The sequence below is a fragment of the Peristeroidobacter agariperforans genome, from assembly GCF_004138335.1.
In the GTDB taxonomy this organism is placed as follows: domain Bacteria; phylum Pseudomonadota; class Gammaproteobacteria; order Steroidobacterales; family Steroidobacteraceae; genus Steroidobacter; species Steroidobacter agariperforans.
The window spans coordinates 1686075-1703031 of sequence record NZ_RYFW01000002.1; the positions used below are offsets into that span (position 1 = coordinate 1686075).

14 protein-coding genes are annotated in these 16957 nt (G+C 62.3%); 12 read left to right on the plus strand and 2 right to left on the minus strand.

Annotated elements, in window-relative coordinates:
- Window position 1: 1 nt before the first annotated feature.
- From ligA to EK373_RS21070, 4 genes are read left to right on the plus strand one after another with little or no spacing between them, the layout of a single operon-like run.
- Window positions 2-394, plus strand: coding sequence for a protocatechuate 4,5-dioxygenase subunit alpha (ligA, locus tag EK373_RS21055; RefSeq protein WP_129645651.1), 393 nt, complete (start codon window positions 2-4; stop codon window positions 392-394).
- Entirely contained in the window at window positions 394-1239 is an 846-nt protein-coding gene (locus EK373_RS21060; RefSeq protein WP_129645652.1) for a class III extradiol dioxygenase subunit beta, read from the plus strand. Before ligA ends, EK373_RS21060 begins: the two co-directional genes overlap by 1 nt.
- Window positions 1236-2195 carry a Gfo/Idh/MocA family oxidoreductase gene (locus EK373_RS21065; protein WP_129645653.1) on the plus strand — a complete coding sequence of 320 codons (960 nt, stop codon included), beginning with the start codon at window positions 1236-1238 and terminating at the stop codon, window positions 2193-2195. Before EK373_RS21060 ends, EK373_RS21065 begins: the two co-directional genes overlap by 4 nt.
- Before the next feature lie 3 nt (window positions 2196-2198).
- Window positions 2199-3197 carry an aldo/keto reductase gene (locus tag EK373_RS21070; RefSeq protein ID WP_129645654.1) on the plus strand — a complete coding sequence of 333 codons (999 nt, stop codon included), beginning with the start codon at window positions 2199-2201 and terminating at the stop codon, window positions 3195-3197.
- A gap of 5 nt (window positions 3198-3202) precedes the next feature.
- On the opposite strand, the gene EK373_RS21075 is transcribed toward EK373_RS21070, so the two are convergent.
- A complete protein-coding gene (locus EK373_RS21075) occupies window positions 3203-4096 on the minus strand; it encodes a helix-turn-helix domain-containing protein (RefSeq protein WP_157994467.1) in 894 nt (297 codons plus the stop codon).
- A 145-nt stretch (window positions 4097-4241) separates the two neighbouring features.
- On the opposite strand from EK373_RS21075, the gene pobA reads away from it, so the two are divergent.
- Window positions 4242-5411 (plus strand): 4-hydroxybenzoate 3-monooxygenase, encoded by a 1170-nt coding sequence (gene pobA / locus EK373_RS21080; protein WP_129645656.1) that lies wholly within the window; start codon window positions 4242-4244, stop codon window positions 5409-5411.
- Here the strand turns inward: pobA and EK373_RS21085 are convergent.
- On the minus strand, window positions 5353-6318 hold the full coding sequence (locus EK373_RS21085; protein ID WP_129645657.1) for a LysR family transcriptional regulator: 966 nt from the start codon (window positions 6316-6318) through the stop codon (window positions 5353-5355). The genes pobA and EK373_RS21085 overlap by 59 nt on opposite strands.
- A 106-nt stretch (window positions 6319-6424) precedes the next feature.
- On the opposite strand from EK373_RS21085, the gene EK373_RS21090 reads away from it, so the two are divergent.
- From EK373_RS21090 to EK373_RS21120, 7 genes are all read left to right on the plus strand, one after another.
- The gene (locus EK373_RS21090; protein WP_198683486.1) at window positions 6425-8551 is read left to right on the plus strand and encodes a 3-hydroxyacyl-CoA dehydrogenase NAD-binding domain-containing protein; all 2127 of its coding nucleotides are present in this window, start codon (window positions 6425-6427) and stop codon (window positions 8549-8551) included.
- Window positions 8548-9411, plus strand: a complete 864-nt coding sequence (locus EK373_RS21095) for an amidohydrolase family protein (RefSeq protein ID WP_129645658.1) — start codon at window positions 8548-8550, stop codon at window positions 9409-9411. The genes EK373_RS21090 and EK373_RS21095 overlap by 4 nt, the downstream gene beginning before the upstream one ends.
- 20 nt (window positions 9412-9431) lie before the next feature.
- A complete protein-coding gene (locus EK373_RS21100) occupies window positions 9432-11276 on the plus strand; it encodes a feruloyl-CoA synthase (RefSeq protein ID WP_129645659.1) in 1845 nt (614 codons plus the stop codon).
- A 25-nt stretch (window positions 11277-11301) separates the two neighbouring features.
- Complete coding sequence (locus tag EK373_RS21105) at window positions 11302-12411, plus strand: 5-methyltetrahydropteroyltriglutamate--homocysteine S-methyltransferase (RefSeq protein ID WP_129645660.1); 1110 nt, start codon at window positions 11302-11304, stop codon at window positions 12409-12411.
- Window positions 12408-13694, plus strand: a complete 1287-nt coding sequence (locus EK373_RS21110; protein WP_157994468.1) for an MFS transporter — start codon at window positions 12408-12410, stop codon at window positions 13692-13694. The genes EK373_RS21105 and EK373_RS21110 overlap by 4 nt, the downstream gene beginning before the upstream one ends.
- Window positions 13687-14613, plus strand: coding sequence for a LysR substrate-binding domain-containing protein (locus EK373_RS21115; RefSeq protein ID WP_198683487.1), 927 nt, complete (start codon window positions 13687-13689; stop codon window positions 14611-14613). The genes EK373_RS21110 and EK373_RS21115 overlap by 8 nt, the downstream gene beginning before the upstream one ends.
- A 174-nt stretch (window positions 14614-14787) precedes the next feature.
- Window positions 14788-16953: a TonB-dependent receptor gene (locus EK373_RS21120; protein WP_129645663.1), complete on the plus strand. Its 2166-nt coding sequence runs from the start codon at window positions 14788-14790 to the stop codon at window positions 16951-16953.
- The last annotated feature ends 4 nt before the right edge of the window (window positions 16954-16957 follow it).

Here is a 16957-nt window from a genome sequence, read left to right on the forward strand (position 1 = left end):
TATGGCTCTGGATAAACCGTACAAAGGCGTGCCCGGCACGACCATCTTCGACGCCGAGCAAGCTCGCAAGGGCTATCACCTCAATCAGTTCTGCATGTCGCTGATGAAGGCGGAGAACCGCGAGCGCTTCAAAGCGAACGAGCGCGCGTATCTGGACGAGTGGCCGATGAGTGAGGAGCAGAAGCAGGCGGTGCTGGCCCGCGACCTCAATCGCTGCATCGAGCTCGGCGGCAATATTTATTTCCTCGCCAAGATCGGCGCCACCGACGGCAGGAGTTTCCAGTTCATGGCGGCCAGCATGACCGGCATGACACAGGAGGAATACGCGAAGATGATGTTGCAAGGTGGCCGCGCGCCCGGTAGTCCCGTGCGCGATCCCCGGGAGAAGCAATAATGGCCAGGATCACTGCCAGTGTTTACACCTCCCATGTCCCGGCGATCGGCGCGGCGCTGGACCTCGGCAAGAGCGGCGAGGATTACTGGAAGCCTTTGTTCGCGGGCTATGAGCCGTCCAAAGCCTGGTTCAAGGACAACACGCCGGATGTGATTTTCCTGGTTTACAACGATCATGCGACGGCCTTCAGCCTGGACATGATTCCGACGTTCGCGATCGGCTGTGCCGCCGAATACAAGCCGGCGGATGAAGGGTGGGGGCCGCGGCCGGTGCCGGTGGTCAAAGGCCATTCGGAGCTGGCGTCGCATATCGCGCAGTCGGTGATTCAGGACGATTTCGATCTCACCATCGTCAATCGCATGGATGTGGATCATGGCCTCACGGTGCCGCTGTCTCTGATCTGCGGTCAGGTCGCGCAGTGGCCCTGTCCGGTCATTCCGTTCGCGGTGAATGTCGTGCAGTACCCGGTGCCGTCGGGGCGCCGTTGCTTCAATCTCGGCCGTGCGATACGTAAGGCCGTATCGCTTTATGACGAGCCGTTGAAAGTGCAGATCTGGGGCACGGGCGGCATGAGTCACCAGCTGCAAGGGCCGCGAGCCGGGTTGATCAATCGCGAGTGGGACAAGCGGTTCCTCGATCGTCTGATCGCGGAGCCGGACAAGCTCGCCGATGTGCCGCATCTCGAGTACGTTCAGGAGGCGGGCTCCGAAGGCATCGAGCTGGTGATGTGGCTGATCGCGCGAGGCGCGATGAGCGACCAGCCGCCGCGAGTGGCACGGCGCTTCTACCACGTGCCGGCCAGCAACACGGCCGTTGGTCATCTGATTCTGGAGAATTCGCAATGAGCACCATCAAAGTCGCGCTCGCCGGCGCCGGCGCGTTCGGCGTCAAACACCTCGAGGGCATCCAGAAGATTCAGGGCGTGCAGGTCACCTCGCTGGTCGGACGCGAGCTGGACAAGACGCAAGAGGTTGCGAAGAAGTTTTCGATTAGCCACGTCACGACGGAGTTGTCGGAGAGCCTGGCGAGGCCGGACGTCGATGCCGTGATTCTTTGCACGCCGACGCAGATGCATGCGTCGCAGGCGCTCGCCTGTATGAAAGCAGGCAAGCATGTGCAGGTTGAGATTCCGCTGGCGGATAGCTGGGAAGATGCGCAGGCGGTGGCCAACCTGCAGAAGCAGACGGGCGTGGTGTGCATGGTGGGTCACACGAGGCGGTTCAACCCCTCGCACCAGTGGTTGAACAAGCGACTGCGAGCCGGCGAGGTGAAGATTCAGCAGATGGATGTGCAGACGTATTTCTTCCGTCGTACCAACACGAACGCGTTGGGTCAGCCGAGGTCGTGGACGGATCACCTGCTGTGGCACCACGCGGCGCATACGGTGGATCTGTTCCGCTATCAGACGGGAGAAGAGGTCGTCATTGCGCACGCCATCCAAGGCCCGAAGCATCCGCAGCTGGGCATCGCGATGGATATGTCGATCCAGTTGAAGACGAAGGGCGGGGCGATTTGTACGCTGTCGCTGTCGTTCAACAACGATGGTCCGCTGGGGACGTTCTTCCGGTACATCTGCGACAACGGAACTTATATTGCGCGGTACGATGACCTGGTCAACGGCAAGGAAGAGAAGATCGATGTGTCCAAGGTGGACGTGTCGATGAACGGCATCGAGCTGCAGGATCGGGAGTTCTTCGCGGCCATCCGCGAGAAGCGCGAGCCGAATTCGAGCGTGCACCAGGTGCTGCCGTGTTATCGGACGTTGCACGAGCTGGAGCAGCAGTTGAAGGCGCAAGGGTAGGCTGTGAAGCAGCGCAAACTCGCCAACCAATCCGTCGGCGAGATTGGTCTTGGCGCCATGAATCTCAGCCACGCTTACGGCACTCCGCCCGATGCGGCCGCGGCCAAGGCGTTGCTTCACGCTGCACTCGATCTCGGCATCGATCACATCGATACGGCCGCGTTGTACGGCTTCGGGCGCAACGAAGAGTTGGTTGGCGAAACCCTGCAGCCGTTTCGTCAGCGCTTCTTCCTGGCCAGCAAATGCGGGATGACCGGCGTCAACGCAAAGCGTGTCATTGACGGTCGGCCTGAAACGTTGAAGCAGACCTGTAAGGAAGCCTTGCGTCGCCTGCGTACGGACGTCATCGATTTGTACTACCTGCATCGCTGGGACAAGAAGGTGCCGGTGGAAGACAGCGTCGGGGCGCTTGCTGATCTGGTGCGCGATGGTCACATTCGCGCCGTCGGGCTATCCGAAGTCTCGGCCCAGACACTTCGCAAAGCTCACGCCGTGCACCCGATCGCAGCCGTGCAGAGTGAATATTCGCTGTGGACCCGAAACCCCGAGCTGGGGCTGCTCACAGTCTGCCGCGAGCTGGGCATTGCGCTCGTTGCGTTCTCGCCGCTGGCGCGAGGGTTCCTCGCGAACGGCGTTCCCGATCCTCGCGACTTCGTTGAAAAGGACATTCGTCGGGGGATGCCGCGCTTCAATCCGCCGCACTTCGGGCGCAATCGCAAGCTTCTCGATCAGTTCAATCGCGTTGCATGGGAAGCAGGCTGCACGACGGCGCAGCTGGCGTTGGCATGGTTGTTACAGAAGGCCCCGTTTGTGTTGCCGATCGTCGGTACGACGTCGATTGCGCACCTGGAAGAGGACGTCGCCGCATCGAATGTGCGCGTATCCGCAGACACGCTGGCGACGCTGGAAAAGCTGATCAATGCGGACACGGTGAGCGGGGCGCGTTATCCGCCCGAAACACTGGCGGAGATCGATACGGAAGAGGCACCGAACACGGGCTAACGAAGCTAATTATCCCGCGCGTACGCCCGCTGCTGCTTCATCCGATAGGCCATCGGCGACACGCCGGTTCGCTGCGTGAAGAAGCGGGAGAAGTACGCCGGATCGGGAAAGCCGCACGCCTCAGCGATCAATCCAACGCTCATGCCCGTATAGAGCAGCGATCGCTTGGCCTCCAACAACCGACGTGCATTGAGCAAGGCGAGCGGCGAGCTCGCGGTACTTCGCACGCACGCTTGCCGCAGCCGTTCCGAGCTGACGCACAGGCGCTTGGCATAGTCGGCAACCTTCAACGTCGTACGGAAGTTTTCTTCGATCAGTCCGCGATACTTCGAAGCAAGCACGGAGTCCGCCCCTGTCTTGCCCTGCCGGTTCGGCAGCAGCTGCAGCTTGCGCCGCAGAGCCGTCACCAGAATTCCGATCAGCAAAGCTTCCGCCGCAGTCCGGCGACCGGGCAAGTTGCTGCGAAACTCCAGCATCAGCGATTCGAACTTCGTCACCATGGCCGCGGTGACATCCGCCGGCAGCGGCATCGCATTCGCATCTGTCAGCACGGGACGAAGTTCGGCATTCTCGTGAGCGATGCGCTCCATCAGCGCGCCCGAGGCGGTGAGGATCCAGCCGTCCGTGCCGGGCTTGAAATCGAAGCCGTGCACGCACGCCAGCGGCACCGAGATCAGAGCGTTGTGATTGAACGGATTCAGCTCGCCCTCGGCATAAAAAACGCCGCCGCCGCGCGTGACGAGCAGGAAGTGGTGCAGATCCTGATGAGCGTGCGGACGAATTTTCCAATCGTGCAGGCGGCTGCGCTCGGCGATGGATTCGACGTGCAGAAAACGCTCGTCGACGTCGTGAGTCGCCTCGCCGTACAGGAAATATTGGGGAATTCCACGCCGCGCCACACTGCGCTCCGAAACCGTGCCTGCGATCATCCTACCGCGAGGCGCGGTCGGCGGGTTGGGAAAAGTCCAAGAAGTTGTGTTTTTTCTCCATCGTCACGCGACCGCCCGGCGCGGCATCTTGTCCGTGTGTTGAGGGGGACGGACGTTGCGGGCACAAGTTGCGATCATTGGTGCGGGACCGGCGGGCTTGTTGCTAGGTCAGCTGTTGTACAAGGCGGGTATCGACGCCGTCATTCTCGAACAGCGCACGCCGGAATATGTATTGGGCCGCATCCGGGCCGGCGTGCTCGAGCAGGGCACGGTCGATATTCTCGATCTGGCGGGCGTCGGCGAGCGGTTGCATGCGCAGGCCATGACCCACGACGGCGTCGAGATCGGCGCGAGCGGTCAGCGACGGCGCATTCCCTTCAAGGAGCTCGTCGGTAAAGTTGTTACGGTTTACGGCCAAACCGAAGTTACGCGTGATCTGATGGATGCGCGCGCCGCCTGTGGCGCGCCATCCATCTACGAAGCCGAATCGGTCGAGCTCCACGACATCACGGCCGCACGACCCTGGGTGACGTTCGTGCACCAGGGCGTGAAGCAACGGCTGGATTGCGATTTCATCGCCGGCTGCGACGGTTATCACGGCGTCAGCCGACGCTCCATTCCGGGCGAGGCGCTGTCAGTTTTCGAGCGCACCTATCCCTTCGGTTGGCTCGGCGTCCTGGCCGATGTTCCACCTGCGTGGGACGAGCTGATCTATGCCGATTCCGAGCGCGGCTTCGCGCTGGCGAGCATGCGTTCGCAGACGCGGGTGCGTTGCTACGTGCAGTGTTCGCTCGATGACAAAGTCGAGAACTGGAGCGACGAGCAATTCTGGGCCGAGTTCAAGCGGCGGGTGGGCGACGATGTCGCCGCGCGCATGACCACCGGGCCATCCATCGAAAAAAGCATTGCGCCGCTGCGCAGCTTCGTCGCGGAGCCCATGCGATACGGCCAATTGTTCCTGGCCGGCGATGCCGCTCACATCGTGCCGCCGACCGGTGCGAAGGGGCTAAACCTCGCCGCCAGCGACGTGTTTTATCTATACGAGGCGCTGACCGGCTACTACAAGAACGAGTCACGCGCGGCGCTGGATCAGTACTCGGGACGTGCGCTGCGCCGGGTATGGCAAGCCGTGCGCTTCTCCTGGTGGATGACGTCGCTGCTGCATCGATTCCCCAATGAAGATCCGTTCTTCGGGCGCATTCGGGGCAGCGAGCTGGAGTATTTGTTCAACTCGGACGCCGCGCAGCGGACGCTGGCCGAGAACTACGTCGGCCTGCCGCTGTAGTCTTGTCCATGAACAGCTCCGCCACCACCGAGCGGAGCCATCGATTCGCGCCATCGTGCTGGAAGCGAGAGTGCCAGTGCTGCCTGATGATGCGCGGCTTGGCCTTGAACGGCGGCTTGACCAGCTTGATGTCCGCGAGCTTCGCCAGCCCCTCGCCGATCGCGTAGGGCACCGTAAAAATCAGATTGGATTGGCTGAGGATGGTCGGCACGGCAAGGAAGTGCTCGATGCGCACCGACACCTTCCGGGTCAGCCCTTGCGCCTGTAATTCCGCTTCCAGCGAATCGTTCATATGACCGGCCGGGTGCACGACCGCGTGCAGTCCGTCGAGGAACTGACGACGCGTCATCTCGTCCTTGATGGTCGGATGATCGGCTCGCACGATGCAGACGAACGAATGCGAGAACAGCCGCTGCTGGAACAGCGCCGCGCCGGCCAGGTCTGGGAAATGTCCAAGCGCGATATCCACTTCCCCCGAGCGCAACGCCGGCTCCAGCAGCGGCGCCGGCAGGTTGACCGTGCGCAACTGCAGCCCCGGCGCGATCTTGTTCAAGCGGCCGAGGATGCGCGGCAGGAACACCAGCTCACCGATGTCCTGCATGTTGAAAGTGACCGAGCGGCGCTCGGTTGCGGGATCGAAAGTCGGCTGTTGCAGCAGGTCGGAGCGGATCCGGTCCAGGATCGCTTCCAGCGGCGCTGTCAGGCTCTCGGCATAGGGCGTGGGGTGGATGCCGCGCGAGGTGCGCACGAACAGCGGCTCGCCGAACATTTTTCTGAGCCGATTCAACGCGAAGCTGGTGGCCGGCTGGCTCATTTTCAGGGCGCGGGCGGCGCCGCTCACGCTGCGGTTGCGGAGCAGGGCGTCGAACACCACGAGCAGGTTCAGGTCGGCATCGGCGATATCCATGGTGCTTATATCTTATATACCTGTTACCGGTCTTTCCAAATGACCGCGGTGCAGGCGAAATCCCTGTCACAACTGCCATTTGCGACCGAATCCAGGGGGTTCCATCGTGTCATCGTCCAGCGTCGTGCGCGTCGAGCGCGACGGCGAGCTTGCGTCAGTCATCGTCCACAACCCGCCCGTCAACACCATCACCGCAGACGTCCGCAGCGGCCTGCGACAGGCCCTCGAGCAGCTCCAGACTAGCAAGGACGTGCGCGGCGTCTTGTTGCTGTGTGAGGGCAGCACGTTCTTCTCTGGCGCCGACATTGGCGAGTTCAGCGGTCCGCCGAAGGAAGAGGAGTACCGCCGCCTGTTCAACGACTACGAGGCGCTGAGCGTCCCGGTGGTCGCGGCCATGCACGGCACCGTGATGGGCGGGGGATTGGAGATCGCGCTCGCGTGTCATTACCGAGTCGCTGCCGTCGGCACACGTTTTGGCATGCCTGAAGTGACATTGGGCATCATCCCCGGCGCAGGCGGCACGCAGCGCATGCCTCGACTGATTGGCGCCGACCAGGCACTCGAAATGATCGTGACCGCGCGCCCGGTGGATGCCGGTAAAGGGCTCGAGCTGGGCTTTATCGACCAGATCGTCGACGGGGACCTGCGCGCCGGTGCGATCGCTTATCTGCGCTCGTTGATTGCAGCCGGCAAAGGTCCACGCCGCACGGGTGAGATGACCATCCCGGCGACGAGCGCGACGGCCGAGGTGTTCGAGCGTCAGCGTCAGCAGGCGCGCAAACTTTATCCAAATCGCAATGCTGCTCAGGTGGCGGTCGACGTCGTGCAGGCCGCGACGCAGATGCCATTCCAGCAAGGGTTGGAGTACGAAACCAAGCGCGTCAACGAGTGCAAGGACAGCGTCGAGTCGAAAGGCGCGGTGCACGTGTTCTTTGCCGAGCGCGAGACGCGTCGCATCCCCGGTTTGCCCGACAGCCTCAAGGCGCGTCCGATCAAGAGCGCCGGTGTCATCGGCGCGGGGACGATGGGCGGCGGCATCGCGATCTGCTTCGCCAACGCGGGCATTCCGGTCATCCTGCTCGATGCGAACGAACAGGGCCTGACCAAAGGTCTGGCCAACGTCGACAAAACCTATCAATCCATGGTGGATCGCGGTCGCTTGAGCGCCGAGGACAAAGCCAAGCGCACGGCGCTGATTGGCACCTCGCTGTCCTACGACGCGCTCAAGAATGCGGATGTGATCATCGAAGCCGTGTTCGAGAGCATGGATCTGAAGCGCAGGATCTTTACCGAGCTGGATCGCGTGGCCAAGCCCGGCGCAGTGCTCGCGACCAACACCTCGACCTTGGATATCGAGCAGATTGCTGCCGTCACGAAGCGTCCGCAGGATGTCATTGGCATGCACTTCTTCTCGCCGGCGAACGTCATGCCGCTGCTCGAAGTCGTGCGCACGACCAAGACATCGGACGAGACGATTCGCACCGTGATGGACCTCGCGAAGCCGTTGCGTAAGACGCCGGTGCTGGCGAAGGTCTGCTACGGCTTCATCGGCAATCGCATGATGGAAGGCTACGCTCGCGAGGCCGAGCGCATGGTGCTCGAAGGCGCGACGCCGCGACAGGTCGATGCGGCGCTGGAAGAGTGGGGCATGGCGATGGGCATCCTCGCCGTGTTCGACATGGCGGGCATCGATGTCGGCGTGAACGTGCACAAGGCGAACGCCTCGCAGTTCCCGCCCGATCCGGCGTATTACCAAGCCGACTTCGCCTTGCACGACGCCGGTCGTCTGGGACAGAAGAACGGTAAAGGCTATTACCGGTACGAGCCGGGCAATCGTTCGCGTTTCGACGATCCGGAAGCGATCAAAATCATCGCCGAGCGCGCCCAGCAGCTGAAGGTGCCGCAGCGGCAGCACACGAAGCAGGAAATCGTCGAGCGTTGCCTGTATCCGCTGCTGAACGAGGGGCTGCGCATTCTGGGTGAAGGCGTGGCGTTGCGCGCATCGGATATCGATGTGGTTTGGGCGGCGGGCTATGGCTTCCCGCGCTATCGTGGCGGCCCGATGTTCTACGCCGAGACCATCGGCCTCAACGTGCTGCTCGCGGGCATGCGCAAGTATCAGGACATTTTCGGTCCCATGCACTGGCAGCCGGCGCCGTTGCTGGTGGAATTGGTGGAGCGAGGGCTTACCATCGCCCAGTGGGAAGCTCAGCAGCGAGGGGCCGCGCGATGAATATCAACGACCTGATTGCCATCGACGTGCACACGCACGCCGAAGTCTCGTGCCGGCAGGAGCCGGACGAAGCCTGGAAGCCGTTCGAAGAAGCATCGGCCAAGTACTTCAAGGCCGGCAAGCGACCCAACATCCACGAGACCATCGCCTACTACCGCGAGCGCAAGATCGGCCTGGTGATGTTCACCGTCGATTCGGAGTTCCAGATCGGCGCCAAGCGCATCCCCAACGAGGAAGTGGCGGATGCGGCGCGTGAGAACAGCGACATCATGATGGCATTCGCCAGCATCGATCCGCACAAGGGCAAGATGGGCGTGCGCGAAGCGCGCGCGCTGATCAAAGACGGCGTCATCAAGGGCTTCAAGTTCCATCCGACGCTGCAGGGTTTCTTCCCGAACGATCGGCTGGCGTATCAGCTGTACGAGGTGATCGCCGAGTACAAGCTACCGGCGATCTTCCATAGCGGTCACTCGGGCATGGGCACCGGTATGCCGGGCGGCGGCGGGCTGCGGCTGAAATATTCCAATCCCATCCACCTCGACGATGTGGCGGCGGACTTTCCGGACATGACCGTCATCATCGCGCATCCGTCCTGGCCGTGGCAGGACGAGGCGCTTTCGGTGTGCCTGCACAAACCCAATGTCTATATCGATTTGTCGGGCTGGTCGCCGAAATATTTCCCGCCGCAGCTGATCCAGTACGCGAACTCGCAGCTGAAGACCAAGATGCTGTTCGGCTCGGACTATCCGTTGATCAGCCCGGACCGCTGGATCAAGGACTTCAAGGAAGCGGGCTTCAAGCCCGAGGTGCACGATCTGATCCTGAAGCAGAACGCCATCCGCGCTCTGAAGCTGGCGTAGCGGGACTGTCGCAAGTGGCCATGCAAGCCGAACCCTTGCCGAGGCAACTGTCGTGGACCGCGGATCCGTTCCACACGGAAGTGGAGCGTCGTGCCGATGGCACGTTGTATCTACGGCCGACCGAGGCGCTGTCGGCATTTCCCGAAAGGCTGATGGATTCGCTCGAGCACTGGGCGACGGTGGCGCCACAGCGCGTGCTCGTTGCTCGCAGAGTGGCGGGCGGTGAGTGGAGAACCGTCACATATCAGCAAATGCTCACTCGCGTGCGACGGATCGCCGCCGGCTTGCTGACGCGGGAGCTTTCCGCCGAGCGTCCCATTGCGATCCTGTCCGGTAACAGCGTCGAGCATCTAACCCTGGCGTTCGCGGCGATGTGGGCGGGGATTCCCTATTGCCCGGTGTCGCCATCGTATTCGCAAGTCTCCACGGATCTGCAGAAGCTGCGTTATGTGCTGGACCTGCTCACGCCGGGTCTCCTCGCAGCGTTCGACACGCCTGCCTTTGCTCGGGCGCTGCAGCTCGTACCGAGTTCCCTCGAAGTCGTGGGTGATGCCGAGGTCGACGGTCGCAAAGTAATATCGCTCGATGCCTTGGAAGCCGAGTCGACCGCCGCAGTCGAGGCTGCGCACGTACGCACGCACGCAGACACCATTGCGAAGTTCCTTTTGACCTCGGGCTCGACCGGACAGCCCAAAGCGGTGATCACCACCAATCGCATGCTGTGCAGTAACGCGCACATGCTGCGGCAGCCGATGCCGTTCCTGGTCGACGAGCCGCCGGTGCTGGTCGACTGGCTGCCCTGGAATCACACGTTCGGCGGCAGTCACAACGTCGGGTTGGTGCTCAGCAACGGCGGTTCGCTGTACATCGACGATGGCAAGCCGACGCCGTCGGGCATCCAGGAAACATTGCGCAATCTGCGCGAGATCGCTCCGACCGTGTATTTCAACGTGCCGAAGGGCTTTGAAATGCTGGCGCATCACTTGAACGCGGATGCGCAGCTTCGCCGCAACTTCTACAGCCGGCTGCGCGCCTACTTCTTTGGCGGCGCGGCCTTGGCTCAGCACACTTGGGATGCGCTCGACGAGGCGGCATTGAAGGAAGTTGGCGTGCGCATTCCGATGCTCGCGGGATTGGGTGCAACCGAGACCGGTCCCTCCGTTACGTTCACCACTCCAGCCGCCGGACGGGCCGGGCTCATCGGTCTGCCTGCCAAAGGCAATGTCGTAAAGCTCGCACCGGTGGCCGAGAAGCTCGAGTTGCGCGTGCGGGGCCCGAATGTCACGCCGGGGTATTGGCGCCAGCCCGAACTGACCGCCGCGGCCTTTGATGAAGAGAAGTTCTATCGTCTCGGCGACGCGGTTCGGTTGCTCGACGATAACGATCCCACGCGGGGTTTGGCGTTCGACGGTCGCATCGGCGAAGACTTCAAGCTGTCCAACGGCACCTGGGTCAGTGTCGGTCCGTTGCGTGCGGAGTTGATCGCGGCGCTGTCGCCAATTGCGCAAGACGTGGTGATCGCGGGCCTGAATGCCGAGTATCTCGCGATCTTGATCGTTCCAGACCTGCGCGGCTGTGGGCAGGTGTTAGCCTCGAACGAGACGCCTGCCTATGACGCGGTCGTTGCGAATCGAGAGCTGTTGGCGGCGATTGAGCAGCGGCTGAGCGCGCACGCCAGGCAGAATCGGGCCAGCACCCGCTGCGTGTGTCGAGCTCTCGTGCTGCCGACGCCGCCGTCGCTCGACAAGGGAGAAATCACGGATAAGGGATCTATCAATCAGCGCGCCGTGCTGAAGCATCGCGCGTCGTGCGTCGATGCGTTGTATGCAGCCGAGCCACCGCCGCAGATAGTGCGGATCGAATGATGAGATCGAAGAGCGAGGGGGATCGATGAACACTCAACCACCATTTCGGGCTGACCATGTCGGCAGCCTGCTGCGTCCCAAAGAGCTGCGTGAAGCTCGGCTGCAGTTCAAGCGCGGCGAGATCGATGCCGCAGCGTTGAAGCGTGTCGAAGATGCCGCGATCAAGACCGTGGCGAAGATGCAGGAGGACATTGGTCTGCAGGGCATCACTGACGGCGAGTTTCGTCGCTCTTCCTGGCACATGGATTTCCTGTACCAGCTGGGCGGTGTGCAGAAGGTCGACAGCAACATCACCGTCCATTTCCATTCCGACAAGGGCGACGTCGACTTCACGCCGTCGGGCTTGCGCGTGGTCGACAGGATTCGGTTGGACAAGTGCATCTTTGGCGATCACTTCGAATATCTGCGCAGTGTCACGCGCGGCACACCGAAGCTGACGATTCCGTCGCCGAGCATGATTCACTATCGCGGCGGGCGCGCCGCCGTCGATACCAAGGCATATCCGGACATGGAAGCGTTCTGGACCGACCTCGGCGCCGCGTATGCAGATGAGCTCGCCGAGTTGGGCAAACGAGGCTGCACGTACCTGCAGCTCGACGATACCAGCCTCGCCTATCTGAATGATCCGACGCAGCGAGACTACGTGAAGAGCATCGGCGGCGATCCGGACGCTCAGCACCGCGTTTACATCAAGAATATCAATCGAGCCTTGTCCAAGAAGCCGAGCGCCATGCGCGTGTGCACGCATCTGTGTCGCGGTAACTTCCGTTCGGGCTGGGCAGCGTCGGGCGGCTACGATCACGTCGCCGATGCGTTGTTCAATGAGTTGAACGTCGATGGCTTCTTCCTGGAGTACGACGATGAGCGCTCCGGGGGCTTCGAGCCGCTGCGTTTCGTGCCCAAGGGCAAGTTCGTGGTGCTCGGGCTCGTGACCACCAAGCGCCCCGAGCTTGAACACAAAGATGACTTGAAGCGCAGGATCGAACAGGCCGCACGCTTCATTCCCTTGGAACAGCTGTGTCTGAGCCCACAGTGCGGATTCTCGTCAACGGAGGAGGGAAACGAGCTGACCATCGACGATCAGATCGCCAAGCTGCGATTGATCGTCGAGACAGCGCGTGAGGTCTGGGGGTGAGTCGCGCGGCCGAGCAGTCGGCGCGCAGTAAGTTTCAGTGGCGTGTGCTCGGGCCCATCGTATTGCTGATCGTCTTGAGCTCGCTGGACCGCGTGAACATCAGTTTCGCGGCCCTGCAGATGAACGCGGATCTGGGCATCGATCCGCACGCGTACGGGCTCGCGGTCGGCATGTTCTTCGTAGGCTATCTGCTGTTTCAGTTTCCGAGCACCTGGGTGCTCACACGAGTGGGCGCACGGCGCTGGATCGCGGGTTGTGTCGGCATCTGGGGCACGGTGGCCGCCGTGATGGCCTTCGTTCGCAACGTCGAAGAGCTGTTCGTGCTGCGATTCCTGTTGGGCTGTGCCGAAGCCGGCTTCGCGCCCGGCATCGTTTACTACTGCAGCGGCTGGATGCCGAAGCGGTATCGCGCCAACTCCATCGCCGTGACCATGCTCGCCATTCCTGCATCCGTGATCATCGGCGGACCGCTGTGTGGCTGGTTGATGGGCGTGAGCAATCCGCTCGACATGACCGGCTGGCGTTGGATGCTGCTGATCGAGGGACTCGTGACCGTCGCGATGGCGTTGGTCGCGTACTTCGTGTTCGTCGACAAGCCGAGCGATGCGCGCTGGTTGCGCGATGCGGAGAAAGATTGGATCGCGAACGCACTTGCCGAAGAACAGAACGAGGCGAAGGCGCCGGTTCAATCTTCCATCAAGACGGCGCTTATCGATCCGCGAGCGTGGTTGGCAGCAGGCGTGTGGTGCACGACGCTGATCGGCGCGAACGGCATGATGTTCTGGTTACCCCAGGTGATCAAAGCGATGTCGTCGCTGAGTCCGCTGGCCGTTGGCGCGCTGGCTGCGTTGCCTTGGGTGGGCGTTGCACTCGGCATGGTGCTCAACTCGTGGCACTCGGATAAGACGCAGGAGCGATATCGTCACCTTGGGATTGCGTTGGCGATGGGCATGATCGCGCTGTTGATCGCGTCTGCACTGCCGCCGAGTCCATGGTCATTGTTGCTGCTGTTCATCGGCGGCGTGGGACTGGGCGGCGCTCAAGGCGTGTTCTGGTCCATTCCTACGGCCTTCTTGCATCGATCGGCCGCTGCCGCGGGCATCACGCTCATCAATCTCGTCGGCAATATCGGCAGTCTCGCCGGGCCGTACGTGATCGGAATCATTCTCCAGCAAAGCGGCTCGTTCTCGGCGCCGATTTGGTTTGTCGCCGCCGTCATGGGCGTGGGCACGCTGCTGCTCGCGTCGTTGCGATTCAGTGAGAGGAGGGCGATCAGTGGATAGCCGACGCCTGAAGTATTTCGTGCAGATCGTCGATAGCGGCAGCATCACTCGCGCGGCCGCCGTCACCGGCATTGCGCAGCCGGCGTTGAGCCAGCAACTCGCGGTGCTCGAGAACGAGCTCAAAGTGAAGTTGCTCGACCGCTCGGTGTCCGGCGTCACGCCGACGCCGGCCGGCAAGATCCTGTATGCGCACGCGCAGACCATTCTTCGCCAGGTCGAGGACATGCGGCAGGCCGTTCATCGCGAAATGCAGCCGCTCTCCGGCGCGGTGAATCTCGGCATGTCGCCGACCATGGTGACGCGTTTTGCCTTGCCGCTGATCGAAAAGGTGTGCAGCCAGCATCCCGAGATGCACCTGCAGATCCGTGAAGAAGGCAGCGCGGTGTTGAATGAGCTGCTGATCAATGGCCGCATCGAGTTGTCCATCTCGCCGACGCGCCCGGACAACGATGTGATCGTCGGCGAAGAATTGCTGAGCGATCCGCTGATGTTGATGTATCCGGCGAGCTGGAGCATCGCCAACGATGCGCCGCTGGAAGACCTGGCCGCGCTGCCCTGGATCGTGCCGCGACGTCCGCATTCCATTCGCGCCGTCGTGGATGGCGTGTTCGCGGCGGCCAGTCTGTCGCCCTATGTCGTGGTCGAGCTCGATTCGCTGCAGAACGTGATCGAGACGGTGCGCCGTGGGCTGGGTGTCGCGGCGATGGTGTCCGACGCAGTGAAAGCCGATCTGGACGCCGGCACGGTGAAATGCAGGCCGCTCGGCAATGTCTCGCCGATGCGTCCGATGTTTCTGGCGCATCGACGCACCCCGGCATTGTCGCGACCTGCGCAGTTCGTTTATGACGTGCTGCGGGAGATTGCGGCCGACGTGCGCATGGACGAGTCTCACAGAATTGAACAGCCCACTGCACATTAGCCAGCGCCGAGACATCGGCGTGGCTTATGCCATCAGTCAAATTCGGTGTTACTCCTGCGGGGACACGCCTTTTTAGAATCGCTCTGCGGGCGCGCGCCCGTTTCGGTATGGGGCGGCCGATCGGATCACACCCCGGGGGGAATTATGGTAGGCAGAAGCAAGACGGCGCACGCGATGCTCCGTCGTTCAACAACGCTGACATTCGTCGTGGCCGCGGTCCTGAGCAACGCAGCACAGGCACAACAGGCACCGCCCAGCACATCGGTGCTCGAAGAAGTGCTGGTCACCGCCGAGCGTCGCGAAGTCAGCTTGCAGGACACGCCCGCGTCGGCAACCGTGCTGACTGCCGATGCGCTCGCCGCTCAGGGCATCGACAACGTCTCCGAGATTCAGCAGGTGGCGCCGAGCGTCGCAATCAACACCTACAATCGCTCGACGTTCATCAACATTCGCGGCGTGGGTATCAGCCAGTCTGCGCCGACGTCCAATCCGGGCGTGGCGTATTACATCGACGGCGTATTCATTCCGCACGAGCAGTTCATCGCGCAATCGTTCTTCGACTTCGAGTCGATCGAGGTGCTGCGTGGTCCGCAGGGAACGTTGACCGGCCAGAACTCCACCGGTGGTGCGATCTACGTGCGCACGCCGACGCCGGATTTCGATGAGTTCTCCGGTTACATCGATCAAACCATCGGTGACTATGACTGGTATCGCACAGTCGCAGCGTTGAATGCGCCCATCACGGACACGCTGGCCGTCCGCATCTCGGGTGTCTACGACGATCGCGGCGGCTTCACCGACAACATCGGCCCGAGCTCCGCCGAGCCAGGCAGTGGGACCGACCAGGCGGTGCGTGCAGCCGTGCGTTATCAGCCGGTGGAGGGCGCGACGTTCGATCTGCGCTATGAATATTTCAAGCGCGAGACTGACAACAACGCAGTCAAGAATCGTGGCGACCTGGTGACGCGCGATCCGTTCACCATCGAAGAGGATGCACTGTCGTTCCTGGATCAGGATGGCTATCGCGCCTCGCTGGAAGGCCGCTTCGATCTGCCTGCCGACACGCAGCTGCGTGTGCTCACCTCGTACTTCGATGCGGAGACGACCGATCAGGCCGACGGCGATCGCACGGCCACCGCGCCCGCGGTTCCGGCGAACTTGCCGACCAGCGGCGCGAATACGGCGATCTATCCGGGCCGCATCGGCTTCACGCACCAGGAATTGGAAACATTCGTGACCGAAGTGAACTTCCTGTCGCGGGGAGAGGGTGCGTTGCAGTGGGTGGTCGGCGGCTTCTACATGGATGAAACCAGCCCCGTGCAGGTGTATCGCGACAATCGCAGCACCGTCACCTATACGCAGTCGAACTCGACGATCGATACCGAGCTCACCAACGAATCGATTTCGGCCTTCGGCCAGGTCGACTATCGCTTCAACGACCACTGGGCGGTCGACGTGGGTCTGCGTCAGTCCAAGGACAAGCAGGAATACACGCGCTTCGTGATCCCGGGACCGCCGCCTCCGGGCTGCTTCCCGTGCACCACGGACGTGGAGTCCGATGAGACCACGGGCCGCGTCGGCTTGAAGTACTTCGCCAACGACGACGTGATGATGTACGGCACGGTCTCCCGCGGTTACAAAGCCGGCGGCATCAACCTCGACCCGCGCTTGCCGAACTACGATCCCGAAACCAACGAAGTGGCCGAGCTGGGCGTGAAATCGACGGTCGCTGACGGGCGCCTGCGCATCAACGGCGCGGTGTTCTACTCGAAGTACGACGGCATTCAGCTGTCGGCACTGGTGCCGCTGGGCACGACGTTCATCCCGAACACGTTGAATGCGGCGCCGGCTGAAATCTACGGCGCCGAGCTCGAGCTCACCGGGCAGTTCGGCGGCCTGGGGTTCAACGTGGGCTTGAGCGCCTTGCAGAGCGAGTTCACCGAGGATGCGATGCTCACCGACTCGCAGACCAGCGCCAATCGCCTGGTGCCCGAAGGCTCGATCGTGCCGTTCGCGCCCGAGGTGACGGCGAACGCCGGCCTCCAGTACGAGTTCCTGATCGGGAACATGACGCTGACGCCGCGCGTGCAGGTGTCCTACATCGATGAGCAGCTCGCGACGCCGTTCCGCTATGAGGCGACGACGGTGCCGTCGCGTACCATCACGGATCTGCGCGTGACGCTCGTGCCCATGGAAAACCTGCGTCTCGAGGCGTTTGCCACGAACTTGTTCGACAAGGAGTACATCTCGGCACAACTGCAGGATGCGAGCAGCGCGCGGGGCGGTATGATCTATGGAGCGCCGAGACAGTATGGTGTGCGCGCCAAGTTCGACTTCTGAGTTG